We start from the raw sequence: 22,582 nt of genomic DNA on the forward strand, positions 1-22,582 counted from the left end.
GCCACGATCCGGGCGGCTATCTGCGCGCAGAAGTCCCCACGCCGGTTGGAGACTCGGGACGTGATCCGGCCCATGGCCCAGGTCGTCTTGCGCCGGCCCGCGCTGCCGCGCTTGGACCGGGCGAGGCGCTGTTGCAGACGCCGGTAGCGGGCGGTCTCGCCGGCGGTGATGAAGGCCCGGTCATACAAGTCGCCGTCCGAGGTGACGGCGGCGGTCTTGACCCCGCGGTCGATGCCCACGGCGGTGCCGGGCATGGCGTGCCGTGCGGGAGTGGCGGTGTGGTCGTCCACAAGGAAGGACACGAACCAACGGCCGCCCTTGCGGGACACGGTCGCGGAACGGATCTCACCACCCAAAGGGCGGGACCAGCGAAAGCGGACCCAGCCCAGCTTCGGCAGCTTGACCCGGCCCCACTTGCGTCCCAGCCGCTCCACGCTGATCTGCTGGGCGTCGGGGAACCTGAACGACGGCGACCAGCGTGCCTTCGACCGCCATCGCACCGTGACGTGCCGTGCTCCCGACAGGCCCGGTCCAGATCACGCAAGGTCTGCTGCAACGCGTGTGACGGTGCCGCCCTCAACCACGGATGCTCACGCTTGGCATCGGCCAACTCGGCGCACTGCGGGGCGTAGTTCATCCACGCCCCGCGTCGGCGGTATTCCCGGCGCTGCTCCAAAGCGGTGTTCCACACCGACCGGCAGACTTTGCCGAACTCCTCGCACATCTGCCGTTGTTCGGGCAACAGGTCGAGCAGGTAACGGCGACCGGACAGCATGAGCACACCCCCTCTTGGGCTGACGTGATCAACCTAGGGCACGTCACTGACAGCGCAGAGAACTCCGCCGCTGCGCGGCTCCGCGCCAAGGATGAACCAACCCCGCCCTGAAGGACGGGTCTTGCGCTCAAGAGATCCGGTCAACCATGCGAAGCGGTTGCGTGACGCACAGTCAAGGGTTGCGTGGGACCACCAAGCCGGACTCGTAGGCCAAGACCACGAGTTGGGCGCGGTCACGAGCGTGGAGCTTGGTCATGGCCCGGTTGATGTGGGTTTTCGCGGTCAGCGGGCTGATCACCATGCGGGCGGCGATCTCGTCGTTGGGCAGACCCTGCGCGACCAGGACAACGGCCTCGCGTTCGCGGCTGGTCAGCTCCTCCAGCCCCGTGCCGGTGTCGGTGGGGAGCGGCTCGGTGACGTACCGGTTGATCAGCTTGCGGGTGATCGAGGGCGCGAGCAGGGCATCGCCACGAGCGGCGACGCGTACGGCGTGCAGGAAGTCCTCCGGCACCACGTCCTTGACCAGGAAGCCAGCAGCGCCGGCGCGCAGGGCGTCGAAGACGTACTCGTCCAGGCCGTAGTTGGTCAGGATGACCACGTGTACCCCGGCCAGGGCCGGATCCGCGGCGATGCGCCGGGTTGCCTCGATGCCGTCGATGACCGGCATTCGGATGTCGATGAGCGCGACGTCGGGCATGTACTTCTTGGCGAGTTCCAGGCCCCCGCCGCCATCTGCGGCCTCGGCCACCACCTCGATGTCGTCCTCGAGGTTGAGGAGGGCTCGAAATCCGCTGCGAATGAGGGGCTGGTCGTCGACCAGCAGGACACGGATCATGACGTCCGGTCCACGGGGAGTTCGGCTTGGACGGTGAAGCCGCCCCCGTCACGTGGTTCGGCGTGTAGCCGGCCACCGAGGGCGGTGACGCGTTCGCGCATGCCGAGCAGCCCGAGGCCGGGCAGCGGGGCGGCTGCCGGCGTCGCCTTGCCGTCGTCGTCGATGCGTATGGCGAGGGCATCCGGAAGGCAGTCGATGCGGACCATCGCGGCGGTGGCGTCGGCGTGCCGGGCGACGTTGGTGAGCGCCTCCTGCACGATCCGGTAGACGGTCCGGTCCACCGCAGCAGGTACGTCGTGCTGCCGCCCGTCGATCGTCAGCGTGGCGTCCAGGCCCAACGTCCGGGATCTTTCGACCAGTTCCGGAACGTCGTCGAGCCCGCGCGGCGGGGTCGTGTCGTCGTCGCGCAATGCCTCCAGCGTGGCACGCAGTTCCCGGCTGGCCTCACGGCCGGCCTCCTGGATCGCCAGCATCGCGTCCGGCACCTGCTCGCCGAGTCTGCGGGCCACATGGACCGCGACTTCGGCCTGCACCTTGATGACCGAGATCTGATGAGTGAGTGAATCGTGCAGCTCCCGCGCGATGCGCAGCCGCTCCTCATCGGCGCGACGCCGCGCGGTCTCCTCCCGGGTCCGCTCGGCCTCCTCCGCCCGCCGCTCGGCCTGCCGCACCGCCTCCCCCGCGGCGAAGGCGGCGATCAGCCAGGCGATCTCGAGCACGCCGCCGCCTCGCCCGAACGCCTCGCGCACCGGCTCGTCCTGGAAGACCAGCGCCGTGAGGTGGAGAGCGACCAGCATGGCGACGGACGCCGCCACGGTGATGGCGCGGTGACCGGCCCGCACGGCGCCGTAAACCGCGACCAGATACGAGACGGCGAGCACGTCGAACCCGGCCGCCTGATACCCCACCGCACACAGCCCGGTAACGGCCAGGACCAGAAGCGGAGCCCGGCGGCCGGCAGCCAGCGCCAGCCCGCCGCCCGCCAGCAGCGCGTAGCCGAGCAGGTCGCTGTTCGCCGTGGAGCTCTCACCGGACAGCCCGGTGCCCACCAGCAGCGCCGCCACGCCGACGGCGACCGCCCAGTTCCAGACACCGGCCGGGACACCGAACCGTCCTCTGTCCATAGGCGCACCCTAGCCGGACGCCACTACAGGCGAGTCCCGCTCACGAACGAGCGGCCGACTACCGCGCCCGCGGTAACCGTGCGTCGTCTGCCGCCCCCGCAGCAGGCGCATGAACCACCCGCAGCAGCACGAATTGTCTGCGTCCGCTGGACGACTTACGGCGGGGCCGACCGACAGGCTGGGCCGACTTCGAATCGCACTGGCGACATCGAATCGCCGGAGACAAGGAGGCCTCTCATGGCAGTCCAATCCGTGCTTGCCGCACCGGCAGCCGCGCACATCGCAGTCCAGTCGGCTGCCACCACCGGCCTGACCTCCGGGCGACTGGTAGGTACTACGGCCGCCGTCGTGGCACTGGCCGGCGTGGTCATCGGCGGACTGGCTCTGACCCGCTCATCCGATCGTCCCGGCATCGGCAACAGGCGAAAAAGGGCCGTCATGGCCCTGGCGGCGGGACTGGTCGGCTTGGCCATGGGCGTAGTGAACCTGGCCGTCGCCGACGGTGGCCCCGGGACTGGCAACGGAGTACTCGGCGGCGCCATGGCCCTGGCACTGGGGCTGATCGGCACAGCTCTCGGCGGCCTGGCACTAACCCGCGCTCGGCGCACCGGCTGACGGCGACGATACGGGCACACGTTCGCGCCTGCCTGAAGCCCCATCAGGCACCGCGAGTACAGCGCCGTCGAAACTCGTGAACTTTTCGGGTAGCCGACGGACACCGGCTGTCTCCCAACCTGGCGGACATGCGCTGTCCGTTCTCCGCGAGAACGGTTGATACCGAGTTCAGGCAACAGATGTTGATCAAGTGGGTCCAGAACGTTGTCGAGTTCCGAGAACGGCTCGCCGAGAAACGGCGTTGTCAGTGGGTTCTGCCAGGGTGTGCTTCGTGGATGAACTGGTGGAGCGTGTCGACTGTCAAGATCGTGTCCTGGGGGTGGTCACCCGTCGGCAGGCCATCCGGGAGGGTTGGCTGCATCGAATCGCCTCGACGGTGTGTCGTGATGAGCGTGGCCGGATCCTCGTCCATCGGCGGTCGGAGCAGCTGTCGCGCTTTCCCGGGCTCTATGAGGTCGTGGTCGGTGGCGCCGTGGATGTCGGCGAATCCTATGAACAGGCTGCCGCACGGGAGTTGGCCGAAGAGCTGGGCATTCGTGGCCTGCCGTGCTTGCTGTTCACGTTCATCAACCGCAGTGGCTTGAGCCCTCACTGGCTCGGCGTGCATGAAGCCGTGGTTCCGGACGCTGTGGCCCCCGATCCCGATGAGGTCGCCTGGCATGGCTGGCTGACCGAGTCGGAGCTTCACTCGGCCCTGTTGGAGTGGCGCTTCACTCCCGACAGCCACGAAGCCTTCAGCCGGTATCTCGCGTTCCGGACCGCGCAGTCCTGACCTTTCTCGCCTCTTCGATCGGGCCCCTCAGCCCAGGGACTGTTGTTCGGCTCGGGCGCGGGTGGTCGCGAGGCGGTAGGAGTCGGTGCCGGTCTCGAAGATGTTGCCGCCGAAAGTGAGGCGGTCAACGGTGGCAGCGCAGAGGCGGGGGGGAAGCTCTTGGTCCATCCTCCGAAGGACTCGTTGGAAGCGATGGCCACGCTGTTCTTCTCCTCGCGCTCGGTCAGGACTTGGAGGAGGAAGTTCGGCGCCGCGGCGGTCGAGCTCCATGTAGCCGAGTTCGTCGATACAGAGGAGGTCGACGCGGCCGTAGCGGGCGATCGTCTTGGTCAGCTGCTTCTCGTCGGCGGCTTCGACAAGCTCGTTGACCAGCTTCGTTGCCAGGACGTACTTGACGCGGAAGCCAGCCATCGCGGCCTCGGTGCCGAGGGAGATCAGCAAGTGTGATTTGCCGGTGCCCGAGTCTCCGATGAGGCAGAGCGGCAGCCCTTTCTTTCTCGTCTCCGCAGGCACCCCTTGGACCACACCACCAGGAGGAACCAGTGTCATACCCGCAACCGCTCACCCCCGAGGAGAAACTCGCCGACGCGAAGAAGCGGCTGAGCCTCCCGCGTATCGTCGTGATCTGCGGCTCCACCCGTTTCATGACCGAGATGACCGAGGCCGATCTGCGGGAGACCAAAGCCGGAAAGATTGTCGTCAAGCCGGGTTGCGACATGAAGTCGCCGCACGAACTTTGGTCCGATCCTGTCGAGGCCGAGGCGCTGAAGGTTCGACTCGACGATCTGCACCGAGCGAAGATCCGGCTCGCTGATGAGGTGCTCGTAGTCGGCGACTACATCGGAGACAGCACCCGAGCCGAAATCGGCTACGCCCGGTCGCTGGGCAAGCCCGTGCGGTTCACGCACCCCGAAGTCGACCCCGACGCCTGACCGCCCACCCCCACACCCTCCGCAGGCACCCCTTGGAATTGATCATCTAGTGTCCTGCGCCGGTAGTCCGTCAAGTCTGTGATCACACGCGCGATCGAGATGGCTGGGGGTGCATACGCGCCGGGGCATCTGGGCGAGTTGACGCAGAGAGGGGTGGTGAAACCCCGTGAATAAGCCTCCTGAAGACCTCGCTGTTTTCGCCGGGCAGTTTTGGAACCTGTCGCAAACACCCTGACCTTCAGAGTAGTCCTGTGGCTTGCCGGGCCAGCAGCGCGCCGAATCGGTCGAGTCCTTCCTCTATGGTGTCGGGTCTTGCGGCGCCGAAGCCGAGGACGAACCCTGCCTGGGCGGGGTTCGTGCGGCAGTAGTGGGACAGCGGTTCAATCGCGAGACCGCATTCGCGCGCGGCGGCGGCAACGGCCAGGGGGACTGTCGGATCACCGGAGCACAGTCTTGCGCAGACGTGCAGTCCTGCCGAGGACGGTAGGAGCTGCAACTGGTCGGCGAAGTCCTGTTCAACGATCCGGATGATCGTGTCGTGTCGGTATTGGTAGGCACGTGCTGCCTTGCGGATGTGCTGGGCGAGGTGGCCCTCGTTGATGAATCGGGCCAGCGCTGCTTGGCTTGCGATCTGTCCGTACCCGTCGCTGAGCTGCTTCGCTGCTCGCAGGGCCGAGCGCAGTGTTGGCGGTGCGACGATGAATCCGATGCGCACACCGGGCAGCATGGTCTTGGAGAACGTGCCGACGTAGAGCACCCGCCCCGCGGTGTCGAGGCTCTGGAGCGGCTCCAACGGGCGCCGGGAGAAACGGAACTCGCTGTCGTAGTCGTCCTCGATGATTACCGCGTCCCGTTCCCGTGCCCAGGACAGCAGGGCGGCCCGCCGGGCGAGTGACATCGACGTGCCGAGCGGGAACTGGTGCGACGGCGTGGTGTAGATCAGCTGGGCAGTGGGCGGCAGACGGTCCACGACAAGCCCCTCGGCGTCGACCGGTACGCCGGTCACCCGAGCCCCGAGGGAGGCGAAGAGGTCGCGCGCGGGTGGATATCCGGGCTCCTCAACGGCGACGATGTCACCAGGCGTGATCAGGACACGCCCGATGAGGTCGAACGCTTGTTGGGCGCCATTGGTGATGAGGACGTCGTCGGGTCCGGACCGCACTGAACGGGAGAGCCCGGTGTACCGGGAAACTGCCTCCCGCAGCTGGGGATGGCCTGAGGGCTCGGCGTACAGCCCCGGGCTGTTGGCCTTGAGCCGGAGCTCGCTGGTGACCAGCCGCCGCCAGGTGCCGAAGGGGAACAGGCTCGCATCAGGGATGCCGACCCGAAAGTCGTAGCGCGGAACGTCCTGCTGTGAGCTGGTCGGGGTCGGGGTGGACGTCCAGTCGGCGCGTGGCCTGATCGCGGCGGCGGTGGGTTCGCGGTCGCGCTGCGCCAGGGGTGCTTCTGCGGCAACGAAGGTGCCGTCGCCGACTCGTGCGACCAGGAAGCCATCGGCGGTCAGTCGCTCGTACGCAGCGGCGACGGTGTTGCGGGAGACCTCCAGGCTGCGGGCGAAAGTCCGCGTCGGCGGAAGTCGGTCTCCGGGGCGTAGGCGCCCGTCGCGGATGCCGGCGAGGAGCGCCTGGTAGATCCGGGTGGTGAGGTCACCGCGCCCTTCGAGGCTGACGTGGAAGCCGTTCGCGCTCACATTGGCCCAATCGAAAGGGCCACGCATTGGTCCTGTGGCCGTCCAATCCGGGTGGCTAGCGTGACACGCGCCGCTACAGCGGTCAAAGCAGGTTCCGCCCGGCGACCCGGGGCACAGAGAGGTAGCAGCATGAGTACGACTGGCACCCTGTATGAGGCGTACGAACGCTTCCACCTCACCGGTCCGGAGTTCAGCGGCGACGAGCACGGCAACAACGGACTGACCAACCACGGGCCGATGGCGGCCGAGGCACTGGCACGGCGGGGGTTCGAGACCGACATCCCGAGGTGGGTCGACCGCTACGTGGACCGGCTGGTCGAGATGCCCCGTGCCCGGCAGCCGATCACGGACGCCGACTGGCGCGAGGCGCTCGGTGACGGCCGGCGCATAGGCGACTGGACTGCGTACTTCACCCGGTGCGCCGCCGAACGGCCGTGGACGGATGTCCTGGCGCAATGGTGGCCCCGCCTGCTACCGGGGATCGCCGCCGGAGCCACTCACGGGGTCATCCGCGTCGGGCACGCGGTCCGTACCCTCACCCACACGAACACCGCCGACGGAAACGCCAGCGCCGCCTCCGTCGCCGAGCTCGCCCATGGACTGGCGTTCTGGGCGGCCCGCTGCCGCACAATTCCGGGCGCCACGGCACCCTCGGGCCTGCTGGACCCGGCACAGGCCCTGTCGCAGGTCCCGCATCTGCCCGAACAGAACGGCCTGATCGCCCACCGCCTGGGCCGTTTGACCGACGTACCGGGCTGGTCGCGAGCGCAAGCCGCCCTGCGCGCCCCCGCAGACGACGACGATGTCGTTCGGCTGTTGCAGCACCTGGTCGACGCGGCAACCGAGCGCTACCTCACTCACGGGCACGGCAGCCCCGTACTGCTGGTGCACACGGCCACCGCGCCGAACGCCGTACTTCACACCCTGCCCGTACTCCCGCGTGCGCTGTGGGCGCCAAGCCTGACCGCCGTCTGGTCCGCGAGCGCCGCGATCATCTCCGCCTACGAGCCCACCTACGCGATCCCGCGCGACGAACTGCCCTTCGCGCCCACCACCGCAGACCCGGTGTCCGAGGCGGTCCTGCGATCGGTCGATCACGGCGACGAGCATGTCATCAAGTTCACCGACACCGCCGCAGAGTCCTACGAACGCACCGGGAACCCGGACGCCCTGGCCGCAGCCGCCCGCGCCGGCGACCTCATCACGCCCTCGCACTGACCCGAATCCCCATCCGTTGCCACGCATCCGTGTGGCGGCAACCGCCTGTCCGTGCATCCCCATGGAGATCCCTCGATGACGCCCCTGCCCGCGGGACCCTCCGAGGTCACCTTCTACTTCGACCCGGCCTGCCCTTTCGCGTGGGTCACCTCGCGATGGATCCTTGAGGTGGAACAACACCGCGACCTGGACCTGCGATTCCGCGTGATGAGCCTGTACGTGCTCAACGAGAACCGCGAACTGCCCGAGTGGTACCGGGACCTGGTCGACAGGTCCCTCGCCCTCGTCCGGATCTGCATCGCCGCCGAGCAGGACCACGGCAACCGGATCCTGCCCGACCTCTACACCGCCCTCGGCACCCGGATCCACAACGGCGGCGAGAAGGACTTCACAGCAGCGGCCCGGCAGGCGCTGGCAGAGGTCGGTCTGCCCGAAGGGCTGCTCGCCGCTGCCGACAGCGGCAAGTACGACGCAATGCTGCGTACGAGCCACCACGAGGGCATGGACCCGGTCGGCGAGGAGGTGGGCACGCCCACCATCCACATCGACGGAACCGCGTTCTTCGGCCCGGTGCTGAGCTCGATTCCCCGTGGCGAAGACGCTGCCCGTATCTTCGACCGCGCACGCGCGCTGGCCGGCTACCCGGACTTCTTCGAGCTGAAGCGCACCCGCACCGGCAGGCTCAACTTCACTTGAGCCACCTGGCCACCCGGATCCGGCGGCACGCCGAGAACCTCGCCGTGCTCGGCGGCGCCGTCTCCCGGCGCCAGTGGAGCAACCCGGTCACCATGACCGAGGTGCTGCGCTCGGCCATCGCCGAGGTCGAGCAGTACTCCCGGGTCAAGCTGGTGCCGCCGATCGACGGCGAACTGCGCGGCCACGCCGTCGCCGACGTCATCCATCTGCTCGCCGAACTCATCGAGAACGCGTCGGTGTTCTCCGCCCCGCACACCCAGGTGCTGCTACGGGCCAACCTCGTCACCTCCGGGCTCGCCGTGGAGGTCGAGGACCGCGGGCTCGGCATGCCGGTCGGCGAACAGAACAGGATGAACGCCCTGCTCGCCGACCCCGACCAGGTCAACGTCGCCAGCCTGCTGGCCGACGGCCGCATCGGCCTGTACGTCGTCTCCCAGCTCGCCCGCCGGCACGGGATCGGCGTGCGGCTCCAGACCAACATCTACGGCGGTGTGCAGGCCGTACTCGTCGTCCCCCAGGCCCTGTTGGGATCGGCGCCCGGCGTACCGGGGGCGGCCGCCGGGACGGCCGTACCACCGCCGAACCCGGCCGACACCGGTTCCCTGCACCAGGTGCAGACCTCCGGAACTCCTCTGCCGATGAAGGGGGTCCCGGCCCGGGCCGGCTCCGGACCCACGGCCGGCATCGGGTCACCAGGAAGTGCGGGGGCCGGCCTCGGGGCGACCCCCACAGGCAGGGCGGGGTCCGGATCCCCGGCCGGGACCGGCCCGCGGTTCGACGGCGAGCCCGGGACCCCGGCGGGCGCCGGACAGGGCGCGGCGGCCGGGCGGCGCAGGCACGCCCAACGCGGATCCGGGCGCCGCGGCGGCGACAGCGTCCCCGGACGCCGGGGGACCGAGAGCGGTTCCGCACGGCTCGGCGACAAGAGCGGCGAGGCCGTACGCCAGGGGGGCGTTCCGGCCCCACGCCCGGCGCGAGGCGGCGAGGGCGCACCGCAGGGAGCCGCCCCGGCCCCGCTGCCCATGCGCGGCGCCGAGGCCGTACAGCAGGGGGGCGTCCCAGCCGCGCACCCGGCCCGAGGCGCTGAAGCCGGGGACGGCGTCCGGCAGGGAGGCTTCCCGACCCCGGGCCCGTTGCGTGGCGACGAGGATGCATGGCAGGGCGGTGCCCCGGCTCCGCTCCCCGTTCGTGGCGGCGACCGGGGTGAGGGTGTGCGGCCGGAGGGCGTCCCGACCGAGTTTTCGGTGCGCGGTGGCGACGAGGGCATGCGGCAGGACGATGGCGTCCGGGGTCCGGTGCGCGGTGGCGACGAGGGCGCATGGCAGGGAGGCCCCCCGGCCCCGCTCCCTGTGCGTGGCGGCGACCGGGGTGAGGGTGTGCTGCAGGAGGGCGTCCCGACCGAGCTTTCGGTGCGCGGCGGCGACGAGGGCATGCGGCAGGACGATGGCGTCCGGGGTCCGGTGCGCGGTGGCGACGAGGGCGCATGGCAGGGAGGCCCCCCGGCTCCGCTCCCCGTGCGTGGCGGCGACCGTGGTGAGGGTGTGCGGCCGGAGGGCGTCCCGACCCAGCTCCCGGTGCGCGGCGGTGGAGATGTTCCCGCTCCTCTTCCCGTGCGTGGTGCCCATGAGGAACGGCCCACCCCCGCCGACGCCGTGCCCGGCGTCAGCGCACAGGACCGGGAGGTGCTGGAGACGCACGCGGGCATGCCGCCCACCACGCGCGGCGGCTCGGTGCGCGGCACCATGGTCAAACCCGAACTGCCCCGCCGCCGCGCCCAGGAGCACATCGTGCCCCAGCTGCGCGGCGGCCCCGCCCCCCGCCAGGACGGCGACACCGTCGCGGGCCACGACCCCGGCCTGATGGCGGCCTTCCAGCGCGGGATCGGGCTCGCCGAGGCACAGCAGCACAGGGCGCCGACGGACACAGCCGCCCGGGACCTCCCGCACACGGAGTCCTGGCACACGGGTTCCGTACACACGGGCGCCCTGCACCTGGGGCCGTCCCGCCCGGACCCGTCCCCCATGGAGTCCCCGCACACCCACCTGGACGCCGCGCACACGCAGTCGGCCGCGCCACAGCCGGCCGAGCCCGCGCGTGCCCGGTCCGCGCACGGCGGCCCGGACCACACGGGCCCGGAAAGCATGGGTGCGGAAGACGCGTACACGGACCGGGAGAGCCCCGGGCCGGGGAGCACGGACCCGGCGCCCATATTCCAGGAACGCGCTCACGCGCCCGCAGGCGACGGCGCCCGTGGCACCGGCCGGACCGAGGGGAGCGCTCCGGCCGGATGACCTGCCCCGCACCCGTGCACCCCCCCACCAGCGCTCCCCACTTCGTATTCAAGGAGTCGATCCACCATGGCGAGCGATGCGCCGACCGTCCACGCATCCGACCTCGACTGGCTGCTGAGCGGCCTCGTGCAGCGCGTTCCGCACACCACCAGCGCGGTGCTCCTGTCCTGCGACGGACTGGTCAAGTCCGTCCACGGGCTCGACCACGACAGCGCCGACCACATGGCGGCCCTCGCCTCCGGGCTGTACTCCCTGGGGCGCAGCGCGGGCGTCCGGTTCGGCGACGGCGGCGACGTCCGCCAGGTCGTCGTCGAACTCGACTCGACCCTGCTGTTCGTCACCACCGCCGGCTCCGGCACCTGCCTCGCGGTGCTCGCCGGCCGCGAGGCCGACGCGGCCGTGCTCGGCTACGAGATGGCGATGCTGGTCAAGAGCGTCCGCCCGTACCTGGTGACCGCCCCCCGTCAGCACACCGCCGAACGCACGGCGACGAGGCCTTGAGCGTGGCCGCAGCCGGTGACGGGCCCTGGCTGGACGACGCGGCGGGACGGCTGGTGCGCCCGTTCACGGTCAGCAACGGCCGCACCGAGCCCAGCGTCTCCCTCGACCTCATCTCCCAGGTGATGGCCACCGGCGTCACCCCGCTCGGCTATCTGGGCCCCGAGCACGCCCAGGCGCTGGACCTGAGCCGGGCGCCCGTGTCGGTCGCCGAGGTCGCCGCGCACCTGAAACTGCCCGCGGTGGTCACCAAGGTCCTGCTGGCGGACCTGGTCGACTGCGGGGCGCTGACCACCAAGCCCCCCGCGTTCCACCACACTCCTACTGACCGGTCTCTGCTGGAGGCAGTGCTCGATGGACTACGACGACAGCTCTGACCCGTTCCCCACCGCGCTCAAGATCCTGGTGGCGGGCGGGTTCGGGGTCGGCAAGACGACCTTCGTGGGCGCGGTCAGCGAGATCGCCCCGCTCAGCACGGAGGAGCTGCTCACCACGGTCGGCGCGGCGACGGACAACCTCGACGGCGTCGAGAACAAGATGGAGACCACGGTCGCCATGGACTTCGGCCGGATCACCCTCGATCCGGAACATGTGCTGTACCTGTTCGGCACACCCGGGCAGGAGCGGTTCTGGTTCATGTGGGACGAGCTGTCCGAGGGCGCGCTCGGCGCGGTGATCCTCGCCGACACCCGCCGGCTCCAGGACTGCTTCGCCGCCGTGGACTTCTTCGAGGAGCGCGGGCTCGCCTTCATCGTCGCCGTCAACGAGTTCGACGGCTCCTACCGCTACGACCCCGAGGAGGTGCGCACCGCCATCGACCTCGACCCGGAGATCCCGGTGGTGCGCTGCGACGCCCGCATCTCCAGCTCCGGGGTGCAGACCCTGCTCACCCTCGTACGCCACCTCCTCGCCCACGCCCCGGCGCCCGCGCCGAGCCATGGCGCCCACATGTGATCCCGCCCTACCGCCCACGGAGCCCCTGTATGAGGTACGCCCACAGCGACGGAGTCCGGCCATGAGCTACGAGCCGCCCCGGCCGGTCCGGGGGCTGCTGCTCACCCCCGAGGACAAGGAGGCCCCCGCCCGGGTCCACCGGCTGCGCGGACTCGGTCTCGCGGACCGTCCCGACCCCGCGCTCGACGTCTTCGCGGCTCATCTCGCCCATCTCACCGGCGCGCCCTACGCCATGGTCAACTTCATCGGCGAGGAGCACCAGTTCTTCGCGGGCCTGTGCGTCCCGGCCGTCGCGCCGGTGCTGCGGGAGGACGGCAGCAGACCGGAGTTCGGCCGGGTCCTGCCGCGCGAACACGGCTTCTGCCCGCATGTGGTGGTCCGGCGCAAGGCCCTGGTCCTGGAGGACGTCCGCGACTACCCGCGGTTCGCCGGCAACCCGGTCGTCGACGAGTTCGGCATCCGCTCCTACCTCGGCGCGCCGCTCATCGACAGCTCCGGCATGGCGCTCGGCACGGTGTGCGCCGCCGACACGACGCCCCGCGCATGGGGCAGGGAGGGCCTGGAGACCATCAAGGCGCTGGCCGCCGACCTCGTCGTACGGATCGAACGCAGTGCGCGGGACGGTCTGCCCCTGTGATCCCGGGGCCGCGGGGGGTGTGAAGGAAAGCTGAGGCGGCGGTTAAGAAAAGCTCGATGGACCCGTCGGCGCGCGTACGGCAGATTGCAGAGTGATTCCACCACTCTGACCCGGTGCGGGCTCCTTCGGCGTGCCCGCGGTCCGGGACCTCAACCACAGGAGCCGTAGCGTTGAAGGCACTGGTCAAGGAGAAGGCGGAGCCGGGACTCTGGCTGACGGACGTCCCGGAGCCCGAGATCGGTCCCGGCGACGTGATGATCAAGGTCATGCGGACCGGTATCTGCGGCACCGACCTGCACATCCGGGCCTGGGACGGGTGGGCGCAGCAGGCCATCCGCACCCCCCTCGTGGTCGGCCACGAGTTCGTCGGGCAGGTCGTCGAGATCGGCCGCGACGTGACCGACATCCGCATCGGCGACCGGGTCAGCGGCGAGGGCCATCTGGTGTGCGGCAAGTGCCGCAACTGCCTGGCCGGCCGCCGTCACCTGTGCCGGGCCACGGTCGGCCTCGGCGTCGGCCGCGACGGGGCCTTCGCGGAGTACGTGGCCCTGCCCGCGTCCAACGTGTGGGTGCACCGCATCCCGGTCGACCTCGACATCGCCGCGATCTTCGACCCGTTCGGCAACGCCGTGCACACCGCGCTGTCCTTCCCGCTGGTCGGCGAGGACGTCCTGATCACCGGTGCCGGCCCGATCGGCCTGATGGCCGCCGCGGTGGCCCGGCACGCGGGTGCCCGCAACGTCGTCATCACCGACGTCAGCGAGGAGCGCCTGGAGCTGGCCCGCAAGATCGGCGTGAGCCTGGCCCTGAACGTCGCCGGGTCGTCGATCGCCGACGGGCAGCGGGAGCTGGGGCTGCGCGAGGGCTTCGACATCGGTCTGGAGATGTCCGGGCGCGCCGAGGCCATGCGGGAGATGATCGCCAACATGACGCACGGCGGCCGCATCGCCATGCTCGGCCTTCCGGCGCAGGAGTTCCCGGTCGACTGGGCCCGCGTCGTCACCTCGATGATCACCATCAAGGGCATCTACGGCCGTGAGATGTTCGAGACCTGGTACGCGATGTCGGTCCTCCTGGAGGCCGGTCTGGACCTCGCCCCCGTGATCACCGGCCGGTACGGCTACCGCGACTTCGAGGCCGCGTTCGACGACGCGGCGAGCGGCCGCGGCGGCAAGGTCATCCTCGACTGGACCGCGTAACCCCCTCGCCCGCAAGCACCTTCAGGAGTCCCCCTCATGTTCGAGACCGTCCGCGACGACCTGCGCGCCACGCTCGACGAGATCCGCGCCGCCGGCCTGCACAAGCCCGAGCGCGTCATCGACAGCCCGCAGTCCGCGACCGTCAACGTCTCCGCCGGCGGCCGCCCCGGCGAGGTCCTCAACTTCTGCGCCAACAACTACCTCGGCCTCGCCGACCACCCCGCGGTGGTCGGAGCCGCCCACCAGGCCCTGGACCGCTGGGGCTACGGCATGGCCTCCGTCCGCTTCATCTGCGGCACCCAGGAGGTGCACAAGGAGCTGGAGGCGCGCCTCGCGGCCTTCCTGGGCCAGGAGGACACGATCCTCTACTCCTCCTGCTTCGACGCCAACGGCGGTGTCTTCGAGACCCTCCTCGGCGAGGAGGACGCGGTGATCTCCGACGCCCTCAACCACGCCTCCATCATCGACGGCATCCGGCTGTCCAAGGCCCGCCGCTTCCGCTACGCCAACCGCGACCTCGCGGACCTGGAGGCCAGGCTGAAGGAGGCGACGGAGGGCGGCGCCCGGCGCAAGCTGGTGGTCACCGACGGCGTGTTCTCCATGGACGGCTACGTGGCCCCGCTGCGCGAGATCTGCGACCTGGCCGACCGCTACGACGCCATGGTCATGGTCGACGACTCGCACGCCGTCGGCTTCGTCGGCCCCACCGGCCGCGGCACCCCCGAGCTGCACGGCGTGATGGACCGCGTCGACATCATCACCGGCACCCTCGGCAAGGCCCTCGGCGGCGCCTCCGGCGGCTACGTGGCGGCCCGTGCCGAGATCGTCGCCCTGCTGCGCCAGCGCTCGCGCCCGTACCTGTTCTCCAACACCCTGGCCCCGGTGATCGCCGCCGCCTCCCTGAAGGTCCTCGACCTGCTGGAGTCCGCCGACGACCTGCGCGTCCGGCTCGCCGAGAACACCGCGCTGTTCCGCCGCCGGATGACCGAGGAGGGCTTCGACGTCCTCCCCGGCGACCACGCCATCGCGCCCGTCATGATCGGCGACGCGGCGAAGGCGGCCCGCCTGGCCGAACTGCTGCTGGAGCGGGGCGTGTACGTGATCGGGTTCTCCTACCCGGTCGTCCCGCAGGGCCAGGCCCGCATCCGCGTCCAGCTGTCCGCCGCGCACTCCACCGAGGACGTCGACCGCGCGGTCGACGCCTTCGTCGCGGCGCGCGCCGAGCTGGAGTCCTGACCAGGGCGGACCCCTTGCGATAATTGACCGCATGATCGAGGCACGGCGGCTCCACATCCTCCGTGCGGTGGCCGACCACCGCACGGTGACCGCGGCAGCCGCCGCGCTCTACCTCACCCCCTCGGCCGTCTCCCAGCAGCTGACGGCCCTGGAGCAGGAGACCGGCCACCGCCTGGTGGAGCGCGGCGCCAAGGGCGTACGGCTCACCCCGGCCGGCGAGATCCTGCTCAGCCACACCAACGCGGTCCTCGCCCAGCTGGAGCGCGCCGAGGCCGAGCTGGCGGCCTACGGCTCGGGTGAGGCCGGGACGGTCACCGTGGCGGCCTTCGCGACCGGCATCGCCCAGGTGGTGGCCCCCGCGGTGGCCCGCCTCGCCGCCACCGCGCCGGGCATACGCATCCGGGTCCAGGACGCCGAGGGCGACGCCAGCCTGCCGATGGTGCTGGACCGGCAGGTGGACGTGGCCGTGGCCGTCGAGTACCGGGGCGCGCCGTCCGCCGACGACCCCCGTCTGACCCATGTGCCGCTCTACGCCGAGCCGTTCGACGCCGTGGTCCCCGTCGGCCACCGTCTCGCGGACGCGGCGGAGGTCCCGCTCGCCGAGCTGGCCAAGGACCCGTGGATCGGCCCGTACCCCGGCAACCCCTGCCACGACGTGGTCGTGCTGGCCTGCGAGAGCGCCGGCTACCAGCCGCGTCTGGAACACTCCTCCGACGACTTCCGCGCCGTCGTCGCGCTCGCCTCGGCCGACGCGGGCGTGGCCCTCGTGCCACGCTCCGCCCTGCGCGGCATGGACCTCACGGGCGTGGTCGTACGCCCGGTCGACGGCGTGGCCCCGACCCGCCGTGTGTTCGCCGCCGTGCGCCGCGGGGCCGAGGGGCACCCGCTGATCCGACCGGTGCTCCAGGCGCTGGACGAGGCGGCGCGGGCGTGAGCACCTCGTAACGCGCCCGTCTCATATGCGGGATAGCGTCCCGGATATGAGAAGAGACGATTCCGTCGACCTCCGGATCGGCGCCCGGCTGGTGGAACTCCGGGCTCACCACGGCTGGTCCCTGGGGGAGTTGGCCGACCGCAGCGGAGTGAGCCGGTCGACGCTGTCCCGTGCCGAACGCGCCGAGACCAGCCCCACCGCGTCCCTCCTGAACCGGCTCTGCCACGTCTACGGCCGCACCATGTCCCAGCTGCTCAGCGAGGTCGAGGCGGCACCGGCCCCGGTGGTCCGGGCGGCCGAGCAGCAGGTGTGGGAGGACAGGGCCTCCGGCTTCGTACGGCGGTCGGTGTCCCCGCCGCACGCCGGCCTGCGCGGCGAACTGGTCGAGGGCCGGCTCACTCCGGGCGCCGACATCGCCTACGACCGCCCGCCCGTGCCCGGTCTGGAACAGCACCTGTGGGTCCTCGACGGAGCACTGGAGGTGACCGTGGGGGAGCGGACCCACCCGCTCGGCGCGGGCGACTGCCTGCGCATGCGCGTCTTCGGCCCGACCCGGTTCCGCTGCCCCGGAGCCGGCGGGGCGCGCTACGCACTGGCGGTGGTACGGCCGTGAGGGTCGAGCACTGGGACGACGCCCGGGTCCTCGGGCGCTGCGAGGAGCTGGCGGACCTGCTGGCCGACACGGTGGCGGGCGGCGCCTCGGTCGGGTTCCTCGCGCCGCTCGCCCGCGCGGAGGCCGCCGCCTGGTGGCGGGAGCGGGCGGCGGCAGCGGCGACGGGCCGGCTCGCCGTCTGGGCGGCCGTCGACGACACGGGCCGCGTGGCCGGAACCGTGGGCCTGGACTTCCCCGGCAAGCCGAACAGCGCCCACCGCGCCGAACTCGTGAAGCTGATGGTGCACCGCTCGGCACGCGGCCGGGGGCTGGGCCGCCGCCTCCTCACCACGGCCGAGGACGCGGCCGCCGCGGCCGGCATCACCCTGCTCCACCTCGACACCGAGACAGGCAGCCCGGCCGAGCACCTGTACCGCTCGTCCGGCTGGACCCCGGCCGGCACCATTCCCGACTACGCGGCGAGCCCCGCGGGGGAGTTGCGGCCGACGACCCTCTACTACAAGCGGCTGATCCCGCGGGCCGGGTGACTGTCAGTGGCAGGGTCTACGGTGCGTGGCATGCCGGACGCAGAAGACGTACGCCGTATCGCCCTGTCCCTGCCGGACACCGCGGAGAAGATCGCCTGGAGCATGCCCACGTTCCGGGTGGCCGGGAAGATGTTCGCGACCCTCCCCGAGGAGGAGACGTCCATCGCCGTGCGCTGCCCGAAGGAGGAGCGGGACGAACTGGTGCTGGCCGAGCCGGACAAGTTCTGGATCGCCGCCCACGAAGCCCAGTTCGCCTGGGTGAGAGCCAGACTCGCCGCGCTGGAGGACGAGGACGAGCTGCGGGACATCCTCGTCGACTCCTGGCGCCAGGCCGCCCCGCCGGGACTCCTGGACGCCCACCCCGAACTGGGGCTGCCGCCCGCGCACTGAAAACCCCGGTGGGCGCGGGCGGGGCGTGGCATGATCCCGCGCGGCGGCCGCGGCGCGGACCCGCTCGGTGCGGGGGACGGCCGCGGGGCGGGCGCAGACCGCGGGGGCGGACAGGGAGGGGATGCGCGATGACCGGTACGGACTCGCGGCGGGACAGCGTCGTCCGGGGCGTGCGGCGCGGCGCGACCGGCGTCCCGGCCGTCTGGTCACGGGACTTCGCGCTGTTCTTCGTCGCCCGTGCCGCCGCCCGCCTCGGCGACACCATGCTGCCCGTGGCGCTCGCCGCCGGCCTGCTCGAACACGGGTACGGCGCGGGCGCGGTCGGCCTCGCCATGGCCTCCACGGCCGCCGCGTTCGCCGGGCTGGTCGTCTTCGGCGGGGTGCTCGCCGACCGGTTCAGCACACGGAAGCTGATGATCGGCGCCGACCTCGTCCGGCTCGGCACCCAGTCCCTCGCCGCGGGGCTCTTCTTCACCGGGCACGTGGTGCTGTGGCAGATCTGCGCCATCGGCTTCGTGAACGGCGTGGCCGGCGCCGTCTTCCAGCCGGGGGTGGCCAGCACCGTGCCCCGGCTCGCCGCCGACATCCAGGGCGCCAACGGCGCGATCCGCATCGCGGAGTCGGCCGCCCAGCTCGCCGGACCGGCCGTCGCCGGCCTCCTGGTCGGCTTCGCCTCGCCCGGCAGCGTGTTCGCGGCGCACGCGACGACGTACGCGGTCAGCGCCCTGTGTCTGCTGCTCCTCCGGCTGCCCCCGCTGCCCGCGGGCGCGGTCAGCGCCACCGGACGCGGCATGCGCGCGTTCCGGGCCGATCTCGTCCAGGGCTGGCGGGAGTTCAGGGCGCGGACCTGGCTGTGGGGAGTGATCGCCGTCTGGTGCGTCTACATGATCGCCGTGTGGGGTCCGACCGTCCCGCTGGTGGCGACCGAGGTGGTCCGGCATCACGGCCCGCGCGCCTACGGCCTGGTCAACTCGGCCCTCGGCGCGGGCACCGTCGTCGGCGGCCTGCTCGCCCTGCGGCTGCGGCCCCGCCGGATGCTGCGGGCCGGTGCGCTCGCCCTGTTCACCTTCGCCGGCTTCCCGGCGGCCGTCGGCGCGGGCCTGGGCCTGCCGGCCATGGCGGCCGGGGCGGCGCTGGCGGGGGCCGGGATGTCCTTCTGGGGCGTGATGTGGGCGACCAGCGTGCAGACCCAGGTCCCGGCCGACGTCCTCAACCGCATCCACGCCTACGACGTGGCGGGCTCCCTCGCCATGATGCCGGTCGGCCAGGCCCTCGCGGGCCCGGCGGCCGGAGCGCTGGGCGCCGATGACGTCCTGCTGATCGCGGCGGCGACCAGCCTGGCCGTGGCCGCGGCCCTGCTCACGATCCCGGCGATACGCAACCTGGTACGCGCCGACACGAGCGGCCTCGCGTCGCGCTGACGAGCGCCGCGACGCCGGCCACTCCGCTGGGCGCTCACCTGCGCATGCCCTGAGCTGACGCTGCGGCCGTCGCTCGCTGTTTTGTGTCCTGGGCTGAGGCTGTGGTCGGCGCTCGCTGTCTCGTGCCTGAGACTCACGCTCCGATCGGCACCCACCGTCCCGTGCCCCGGGCTTGCGGTCCGACGGCGCTCGCCGTTCCGTGCCCTGGCAGCACGGCGCGGTCGGCGCTCGCCGCCTCTCCCTCTGGACTCAGCTCAGGTGCCACCACCCCGTGTCCTGGGCTCACCCTCCGGCAGCCGGTACCCACCGCCCCGCTCCCGCGAATCCGCTGATCCGTTCCCGGAGTTCGTGGGCGTCCAGGCCGTGGGCGGTGACGTGTTCCTCGAGCGTGCCGTACCGGCGTAGCTCGCGGCGGGCGACGCCGAGGGCGAGTACACGGTGCGGTACGTCGGAGAGCGCGTCGTTCACCGCGGCCGTCGACGTTCCGGCCAGATACGGCTCGACCAGCACCACGTCGGTGCCCGCCGCCTCGGTGGCCCGGCGCAGTCCGGCCGCGTCGAAGGGCCGTACGGTCGTCGCGTACAGCACGGTCACGTCCAGGCCCTCCGTCGCGGCGAGGACCGCGTCCAGCACCGGGCCGACGGCCACGACCACACCGGAGCGCCCCTCCCGGACGGTCGTGAAGTGCTCGCCGTCGACCACCCGGCCCCGCCGGTTGGACTGCACGGACAGCCGCACGTACACCTTGTCGTCGCCCGCGGCGACCGCGTGCCGCAGCAGGGTCTCGGCCTCGTCGGGATGCCCCGGCACATGCACGGTCCAGCCGTCCAGGGTGTCGAGCAGCGCGACGTCGCCCGGGGCCATGTGGGTGTAGCCGCCGGCCGGCCAGTCGAAGGAGGCGGCCGCGCTCACCAGCACGGCCCCCGTGTCCTGGTGCCCGAGGTCCAGCTTGATCTGCTCGAACGGCCGCTCCACGAGAAAGCTCGCGAAGGTGTGCACGACCGGCCGCAGCCCGGTGAGCGCCATCCCCGCCGCCGCCCCGACCAGGAGCTGCTCGCGGATGCCGACGTTGACGACCCGGTCGGGATGCCGGGCCATGGCCTCCCGGAAGGCGTCCTTGCCGATCTCGGCGAGGACGACCGCGACCCGCGGGTCCTCGTCCAGCAGCCGGGAGACGACGGGGGCGAAACGTTCACGCATGGTGTCCATGGCGGAGGACCCTTTCCGGTCGGAGACAACGGGACGGACGGCCGACATCAGGCGTTCTTCGGCTCGACACGCGCAACGACCACGTGCGGCCGGCCCGGATGGGGCGTGGTGAACGCGGTGTGCAGGGCCTCGTGGTCGCGCCCGTCGACGGTCACCGCGGACCAGCCCGCGGCCTCGAACCGGGCGGCGATCCCGCCGGGCCGCGCATGGCTGGCGGAGGAGTTGTCCACCACCACCGTGTGCAGCCGCTCGAGCCCGGCGGGTCCGGCGAAGGCGATCGCCTCGTGGTTGCTGCCCTCGTCCAGCTCGGCGTCCCCGATCAGCACCCAGACGGCCGGCCCGTCGAGGCCCTGGGCGCGCAGGCCGAGCGCGGTCCCGACGCCGATCGGCAGCCCGTGCCCGAGCGACCCGCTGCCGATCTCGGCCCCCGGCACCAGCACGCGGTCGGGGTGGTGCCCGAGCGGGGAGTCGTACCCGCCGAACCCGGGCAGCCACTCCACCGGCAGGAACCCCTTCGCGGCCAGCACCGCGTAGTACGCCATGGGGCCGTGCCCCTTGCTCAGCAGGAACCGGTCCCGGCCGGGGTCGTCCGCCCGCTCCGGCGTCACCCGCAGCACCCGGTCGTAGAGCACCCACAGCACGTCGAGCGTCGAGGTCGCCGCCGGGCCGTGCTTCTCGTCGCCGGTCATCAGCCCCATCAGCCGGGGGAGATCGGCGTGCCCGTACATGCGCTTGTCGTCCGCTGTGATCGTCATGAGGACGAGCGTGCAACCTCAACCAAGCTTGAGGTCAACCCGGAAAGGGATGCGCGATCACCGAGCCGAGTGCGGTATTGTTTCCCTGCGCGTTTCGACCAGGGAAACCCCAGGTCAAACGGCATCGGGACGTGGCGCAGCTTGGTAGCGCACTTGACTGGGGGTCAAGGGGTCGCAGGTTCAAATCCTGTCGTCCCGACTTGCGTAGACGCAGGTCAGGGGTCGTATCAGAGCAGTCTGGTACGACCCCTCGCTCGTTTCCGGATTTCTGTGCGTCCCCGGGCCCGAACCGGGCGCGGCCACCCGCCGGACGGGTGAATGGGACCGGCCAAACGGTTGAAAAGCCATAACTCGGGTGTTTCCCTTTGCGTTCCCCAGATGCGGGCGAGTGCTCGCGCTTATGTCTGGAAGGCAGGGAACCTATGAATCGGGTTACCCGAAACGGTGTGATCGCCTTCGCGGCCGCCTCGGGCGCGATTGCCATGGCGGGTTCGGCGTTCGCCGACTCCGTGGCGGACGGTACCGCGGCCGGCTCGCCCGGGGTGGTCTCCGGGAACACGGTGCAGGTGCCGGTGCACATCCCGGTGAACGCGTGCGGGGACACCGTGAACGTGGTGGGACTCCTCAACCCCGCCATGGGTAACGGCTGCGCCAACGGCGGCGGTGCCGCACAGAGCGGCGGGTCGACGACGGGGGGCCGAGCCGCGGCCGTCTCCGCCGAGCAGAACTCGCCGGGCGTCGTCTCCGGGAACGGCGTTCAGCTGCCGGTTCATGCGCCGGTGAACGCGTGCGGGGACACCGCGAACGTCGTGGGCATCGGCAACCCCGCTTTCGGCAACCAGTGCGGGAACACCGACAGCCCCGCGCAGCCCACCCCGCCGCGGGTCACGCCGCCCAGGCAGGTGACACCGCCTACGCAGGTGACGCCGCCTACGCAGGTGACGCCGCCCAGGCAGGTGACGCCGCCTACGCAGGTGACACCGCCTACGCAGGTGACGCCGCCGGCCCCGGCGCGGCAGGTGCCTCCCGCGCGCACGATGCCGCAGCCGGCCTCCTCGTCGACCATGCAGCCTCCGACGACGACGGGCACGCTCGCGCACACCGGCGCGGACGGCACCCTGCTGGCCGCCGCCACGGGCGCGCTGTCGCTGATCGGCGGAACCGCGCTGTACCGGCGCTTCCGCGGGACCACGGATCGCCGGAACTCCTGATCCGGGGACACGGCGGGCTTCTTTTTCTTCACCGCGCAGTTCGTGCAGAG

23 protein-coding genes, 1 tRNA gene and 3 pseudogenes are annotated in these 22,582 nt (G+C 71.5%); 19 read left to right on the forward strand and 8 right to left on the reverse strand.

Annotated elements, in window-relative coordinates; translation table 11 throughout:
• From ACWEN3_RS15195 to ACWEN3_RS15210, 4 genes and pseudogenes are all read right to left on the reverse strand, one after another.
• On the reverse strand, nucleotides 1–500 hold a 500-nt coding region (locus ACWEN3_RS15195), incomplete at its 3' end, for an RNA-guided endonuclease InsQ/TnpB family protein (RefSeq protein WP_452970303.1).
• Between the two features lie 206 nt (nucleotides 501–706).
• A pseudogene (locus ACWEN3_RS15200) lies at nucleotides 707–775 on the reverse strand (hypothetical protein); the annotation flags it as partial.
• Between the two features lie 172 nt (nucleotides 776–947).
• Nucleotides 948–1,610 carry a response regulator gene (locus ACWEN3_RS15205; RefSeq protein WP_452970306.1) on the reverse strand — a complete coding sequence of 221 codons (663 nt, stop codon included), beginning with the start codon at nucleotides 1,608–1,610 and terminating at the stop codon, nucleotides 948–950.
• Nucleotides 1,607–2,734 (reverse strand): sensor histidine kinase, encoded by a 1,128-nt coding sequence (locus tag ACWEN3_RS15210; protein WP_452970309.1) that lies wholly within the window; start codon nucleotides 2,732–2,734, stop codon nucleotides 1,607–1,609. The genes ACWEN3_RS15205 and ACWEN3_RS15210 overlap by 4 nt, the downstream gene beginning before the upstream one ends.
• 237 nt (nucleotides 2,735–2,971) lie before the next feature.
• On the opposite strand from ACWEN3_RS15210, the gene ACWEN3_RS15215 reads away from it, so the two are divergent.
• Nucleotides 2,972–3,349 carry a DUF6223 family protein gene (locus tag ACWEN3_RS15215; RefSeq protein WP_452970311.1) on the forward strand — a complete coding sequence of 126 codons (378 nt, stop codon included), beginning with the start codon at nucleotides 2,972–2,974 and terminating at the stop codon, nucleotides 3,347–3,349.
• Nucleotides 3,350–3,620: 271 nt separating this feature from the next.
• Nucleotides 3,621–4,121 (forward strand): NUDIX domain-containing protein, encoded by a 501-nt coding sequence (locus tag ACWEN3_RS15220; protein WP_452970314.1) that lies wholly within the window; start codon nucleotides 3,621–3,623, stop codon nucleotides 4,119–4,121.
• Nucleotides 4,122–4,148: 27 nt separating this feature from the next.
• Here the strand turns inward: ACWEN3_RS15220 and ACWEN3_RS15225 are convergent.
• Nucleotides 4,149–4,616 (reverse strand): annotated as a pseudogene (locus ACWEN3_RS15225) (ATP-binding protein); the annotation flags it as partial.
• Between the two features lie 47 nt (nucleotides 4,617–4,663).
• Between ACWEN3_RS15225 and ACWEN3_RS15230 the strand changes: the two are divergent.
• The gene (locus tag ACWEN3_RS15230; protein WP_452970317.1) at nucleotides 4,664–5,053 is read left to right on the forward strand and encodes a hypothetical protein; all 390 of its coding nucleotides are present in this window, start codon (nucleotides 4,664–4,666) and stop codon (nucleotides 5,051–5,053) included.
• Nucleotides 5,054–5,291: 238 nt separating this feature from the next.
• Here ACWEN3_RS15230 and pdxR read toward each other — a convergent pair whose 3' ends face one another.
• Nucleotides 5,292–6,743, reverse strand: coding sequence for a MocR-like pyridoxine biosynthesis transcription factor PdxR (pdxR, locus tag ACWEN3_RS15235; RefSeq protein WP_452970318.1), 1,452 nt, complete (start codon nucleotides 6,741–6,743; stop codon nucleotides 5,292–5,294).
• Between the two features lie 129 nt (nucleotides 6,744–6,872).
• Between pdxR and ACWEN3_RS15240 the strand changes: the two genes are divergently transcribed.
• From ACWEN3_RS15240 to ACWEN3_RS15305, 14 genes and pseudogenes are all read left to right on the forward strand, one after another.
• Entirely contained in the window at nucleotides 6,873–7,961 is a 1,089-nt protein-coding gene (locus ACWEN3_RS15240) for a questin oxidase family protein (RefSeq protein ID WP_452970320.1), read from the forward strand.
• 75 nt (nucleotides 7,962–8,036) lie between these two features.
• A complete protein-coding gene (locus tag ACWEN3_RS15245) occupies nucleotides 8,037–8,657 on the forward strand; it encodes a mycothiol-dependent nitroreductase Rv2466c family protein (RefSeq protein WP_452970323.1) in 621 nt (206 codons plus the stop codon).
• Nucleotides 8,651–10,948: pseudogene (locus ACWEN3_RS15250) on the forward strand (ATP-binding protein); the annotation flags it as partial. The gene ACWEN3_RS15245 and the pseudogene ACWEN3_RS15250, both read left to right, overlap by 7 nt.
• Before the next feature lie 66 nt (nucleotides 10,949–11,014).
• Nucleotides 11,015–11,449 carry a roadblock/LC7 domain-containing protein gene (locus ACWEN3_RS15255; protein WP_452970326.1) on the forward strand — a complete coding sequence of 145 codons (435 nt, stop codon included), beginning with the start codon at nucleotides 11,015–11,017 and terminating at the stop codon, nucleotides 11,447–11,449.
• 2 nt (nucleotides 11,450–11,451) lie between these two features.
• Nucleotides 11,452–11,823, forward strand: a complete 372-nt coding sequence (locus ACWEN3_RS15260; RefSeq protein WP_452970328.1) for a DUF742 domain-containing protein — start codon at nucleotides 11,452–11,454, stop codon at nucleotides 11,821–11,823.
• A complete protein-coding gene (locus ACWEN3_RS15265) occupies nucleotides 11,801–12,400 on the forward strand; it encodes a GTP-binding protein (RefSeq protein ID WP_452970331.1) in 600 nt (199 codons plus the stop codon). Before ACWEN3_RS15260 ends, ACWEN3_RS15265 begins: the two co-directional genes overlap by 23 nt.
• A 61-nt stretch (nucleotides 12,401–12,461) precedes the next feature.
• On the forward strand, nucleotides 12,462–13,037 hold the full coding sequence (locus ACWEN3_RS15270) for a GAF domain-containing protein (protein ID WP_452970333.1): 576 nt from the start codon (nucleotides 12,462–12,464) through the stop codon (nucleotides 13,035–13,037).
• Nucleotides 13,038–13,207: 170 nt separating this feature from the next.
• Nucleotides 13,208–14,236, forward strand: coding sequence for an L-threonine 3-dehydrogenase (gene tdh / locus ACWEN3_RS15275; protein ID WP_452970335.1), 1,029 nt, complete (start codon nucleotides 13,208–13,210; stop codon nucleotides 14,234–14,236).
• 36 nt (nucleotides 14,237–14,272) lie between these two features.
• Nucleotides 14,273–15,472, forward strand: a complete 1,200-nt coding sequence (locus ACWEN3_RS15280) for a glycine C-acetyltransferase (RefSeq protein WP_452970337.1) — start codon at nucleotides 14,273–14,275, stop codon at nucleotides 15,470–15,472.
• 31 nt (nucleotides 15,473–15,503) lie between these two features.
• Complete coding sequence (locus ACWEN3_RS15285) at nucleotides 15,504–16,406, forward strand: LysR family transcriptional regulator (protein WP_452970339.1); 903 nt, start codon at nucleotides 15,504–15,506, stop codon at nucleotides 16,404–16,406.
• A 46-nt stretch (nucleotides 16,407–16,452) separates the two neighbouring features.
• Nucleotides 16,453–17,019, forward strand: a complete 567-nt coding sequence (locus tag ACWEN3_RS15290; protein WP_452970341.1) for a helix-turn-helix domain-containing protein — start codon at nucleotides 16,453–16,455, stop codon at nucleotides 17,017–17,019.
• Entirely contained in the window at nucleotides 17,016–17,546 is a 531-nt protein-coding gene (locus tag ACWEN3_RS15295; RefSeq protein ID WP_452970343.1) for a GNAT family N-acetyltransferase, read from the forward strand. The genes ACWEN3_RS15290 and ACWEN3_RS15295 overlap by 4 nt, the downstream gene beginning before the upstream one ends.
• A gap of 30 nt (nucleotides 17,547–17,576) precedes the next feature.
• Nucleotides 17,577–17,936 (forward strand): MmcQ/YjbR family DNA-binding protein, encoded by a 360-nt coding sequence (locus tag ACWEN3_RS15300; RefSeq protein ID WP_452970346.1) that lies wholly within the window; start codon nucleotides 17,577–17,579, stop codon nucleotides 17,934–17,936.
• 128 nt (nucleotides 17,937–18,064) lie between these two features.
• Nucleotides 18,065–19,357, forward strand: coding sequence for an MFS transporter (locus ACWEN3_RS15305; RefSeq protein ID WP_452970348.1), 1,293 nt, complete (start codon nucleotides 18,065–18,067; stop codon nucleotides 19,355–19,357).
• A gap of 282 nt (nucleotides 19,358–19,639) precedes the next feature.
• On the opposite strand, the gene ACWEN3_RS15310 is transcribed toward ACWEN3_RS15305, so the two are convergent.
• Both ACWEN3_RS15310 and ACWEN3_RS15315 read right to left on the reverse strand, forming a co-directional pair.
• Nucleotides 19,640–20,566, reverse strand: coding sequence for a transketolase family protein (locus ACWEN3_RS15310; RefSeq protein ID WP_452970351.1), 927 nt, complete (start codon nucleotides 20,564–20,566; stop codon nucleotides 19,640–19,642).
• A gap of 47 nt (nucleotides 20,567–20,613) precedes the next feature.
• Nucleotides 20,614–21,321 carry a transketolase gene (locus ACWEN3_RS15315; protein ID WP_452970353.1) on the reverse strand — a complete coding sequence of 236 codons (708 nt, stop codon included), beginning with the start codon at nucleotides 21,319–21,321 and terminating at the stop codon, nucleotides 20,614–20,616.
• Between the two features lie 125 nt (nucleotides 21,322–21,446).
• On the opposite strand from ACWEN3_RS15315, the gene ACWEN3_RS15320 reads away from it, so the two are divergent.
• Nucleotides 21,447–21,520: transfer RNA gene (locus ACWEN3_RS15320), tRNA-Pro, on the forward strand.
• Between the two features lie 223 nt (nucleotides 21,521–21,743).
• Nucleotides 21,744–22,532: a chaplin gene (locus tag ACWEN3_RS15325; protein WP_452970355.1), complete on the forward strand. Its 789-nt coding sequence runs from the start codon at nucleotides 21,744–21,746 to the stop codon at nucleotides 22,530–22,532.
• Nucleotides 22,533–22,582: the final 50 nt, after the last annotated feature.

This window comes from Streptomyces sp. NPDC004561 (genome assembly GCF_053602155.1).

Coding starts and splice junctions, on each gene's coding strand:
- ACWEN3_RS15210 (WP_452970309.1), bottom strand. CDS start 2,734: ATGGACAGAGGACGGTTCGGTGTCCCGGCCGGTGTCTGGAACTGGGCG.
- ACWEN3_RS15240 (WP_452970320.1), top strand. CDS start 6,873: ATGAGTACGACTGGCACCCTGTATGAGGCGTACGAACGCTTCCACCTC.
- ACWEN3_RS15325 (WP_452970355.1), top strand. CDS start 21,744: ATGAATCGGGTTACCCGAAACGGTGTGATCGCCTTCGCGGCCGCCTCG.
- ACWEN3_RS15285 (WP_452970339.1), top strand. CDS start 15,504: ATGATCGAGGCACGGCGGCTCCACATCCTCCGTGCGGTGGCCGACCAC.
- ACWEN3_RS15315 (WP_452970353.1), bottom strand. CDS start 21,321: ATGACGATCACAGCGGACGACAAGCGCATGTACGGGCACGCCGATCTC.
- ACWEN3_RS15300 (WP_452970346.1), top strand. CDS start 17,577: ATGCCGGACGCAGAAGACGTACGCCGTATCGCCCTGTCCCTGCCGGAC.
- ACWEN3_RS15290 (WP_452970341.1), top strand. CDS start 16,453: ATGAGAAGAGACGATTCCGTCGACCTCCGGATCGGCGCCCGGCTGGTG.
- ACWEN3_RS15255 (WP_452970326.1), top strand. CDS start 11,015: ATGGCGAGCGATGCGCCGACCGTCCACGCATCCGACCTCGACTGGCTG.
- ACWEN3_RS15280 (WP_452970337.1), top strand. CDS start 14,273: ATGTTCGAGACCGTCCGCGACGACCTGCGCGCCACGCTCGACGAGATC.
- ACWEN3_RS15265 (WP_452970331.1), top strand. CDS start 11,801: ATGGACTACGACGACAGCTCTGACCCGTTCCCCACCGCGCTCAAGATC.
- ACWEN3_RS15245 (WP_452970323.1), top strand. CDS start 8,037: ATGACGCCCCTGCCCGCGGGACCCTCCGAGGTCACCTTCTACTTCGAC.
- ACWEN3_RS15215 (WP_452970311.1), top strand. CDS start 2,972: ATGGCAGTCCAATCCGTGCTTGCCGCACCGGCAGCCGCGCACATCGCA.
- ACWEN3_RS15270 (WP_452970333.1), top strand. CDS start 12,462: ATGAGCTACGAGCCGCCCCGGCCGGTCCGGGGGCTGCTGCTCACCCCC.
- ACWEN3_RS15305 (WP_452970348.1), top strand. CDS start 18,065: ATGACCGGTACGGACTCGCGGCGGGACAGCGTCGTCCGGGGCGTGCGG.
- ACWEN3_RS15205 (WP_452970306.1), bottom strand. CDS start 1,610: ATGATCCGTGTCCTGCTGGTCGACGACCAGCCCCTCATTCGCAGCGGA.
- ACWEN3_RS15310 (WP_452970351.1), bottom strand. CDS start 20,566: ATGGACACCATGCGTGAACGTTTCGCCCCCGTCGTCTCCCGGCTGCTG.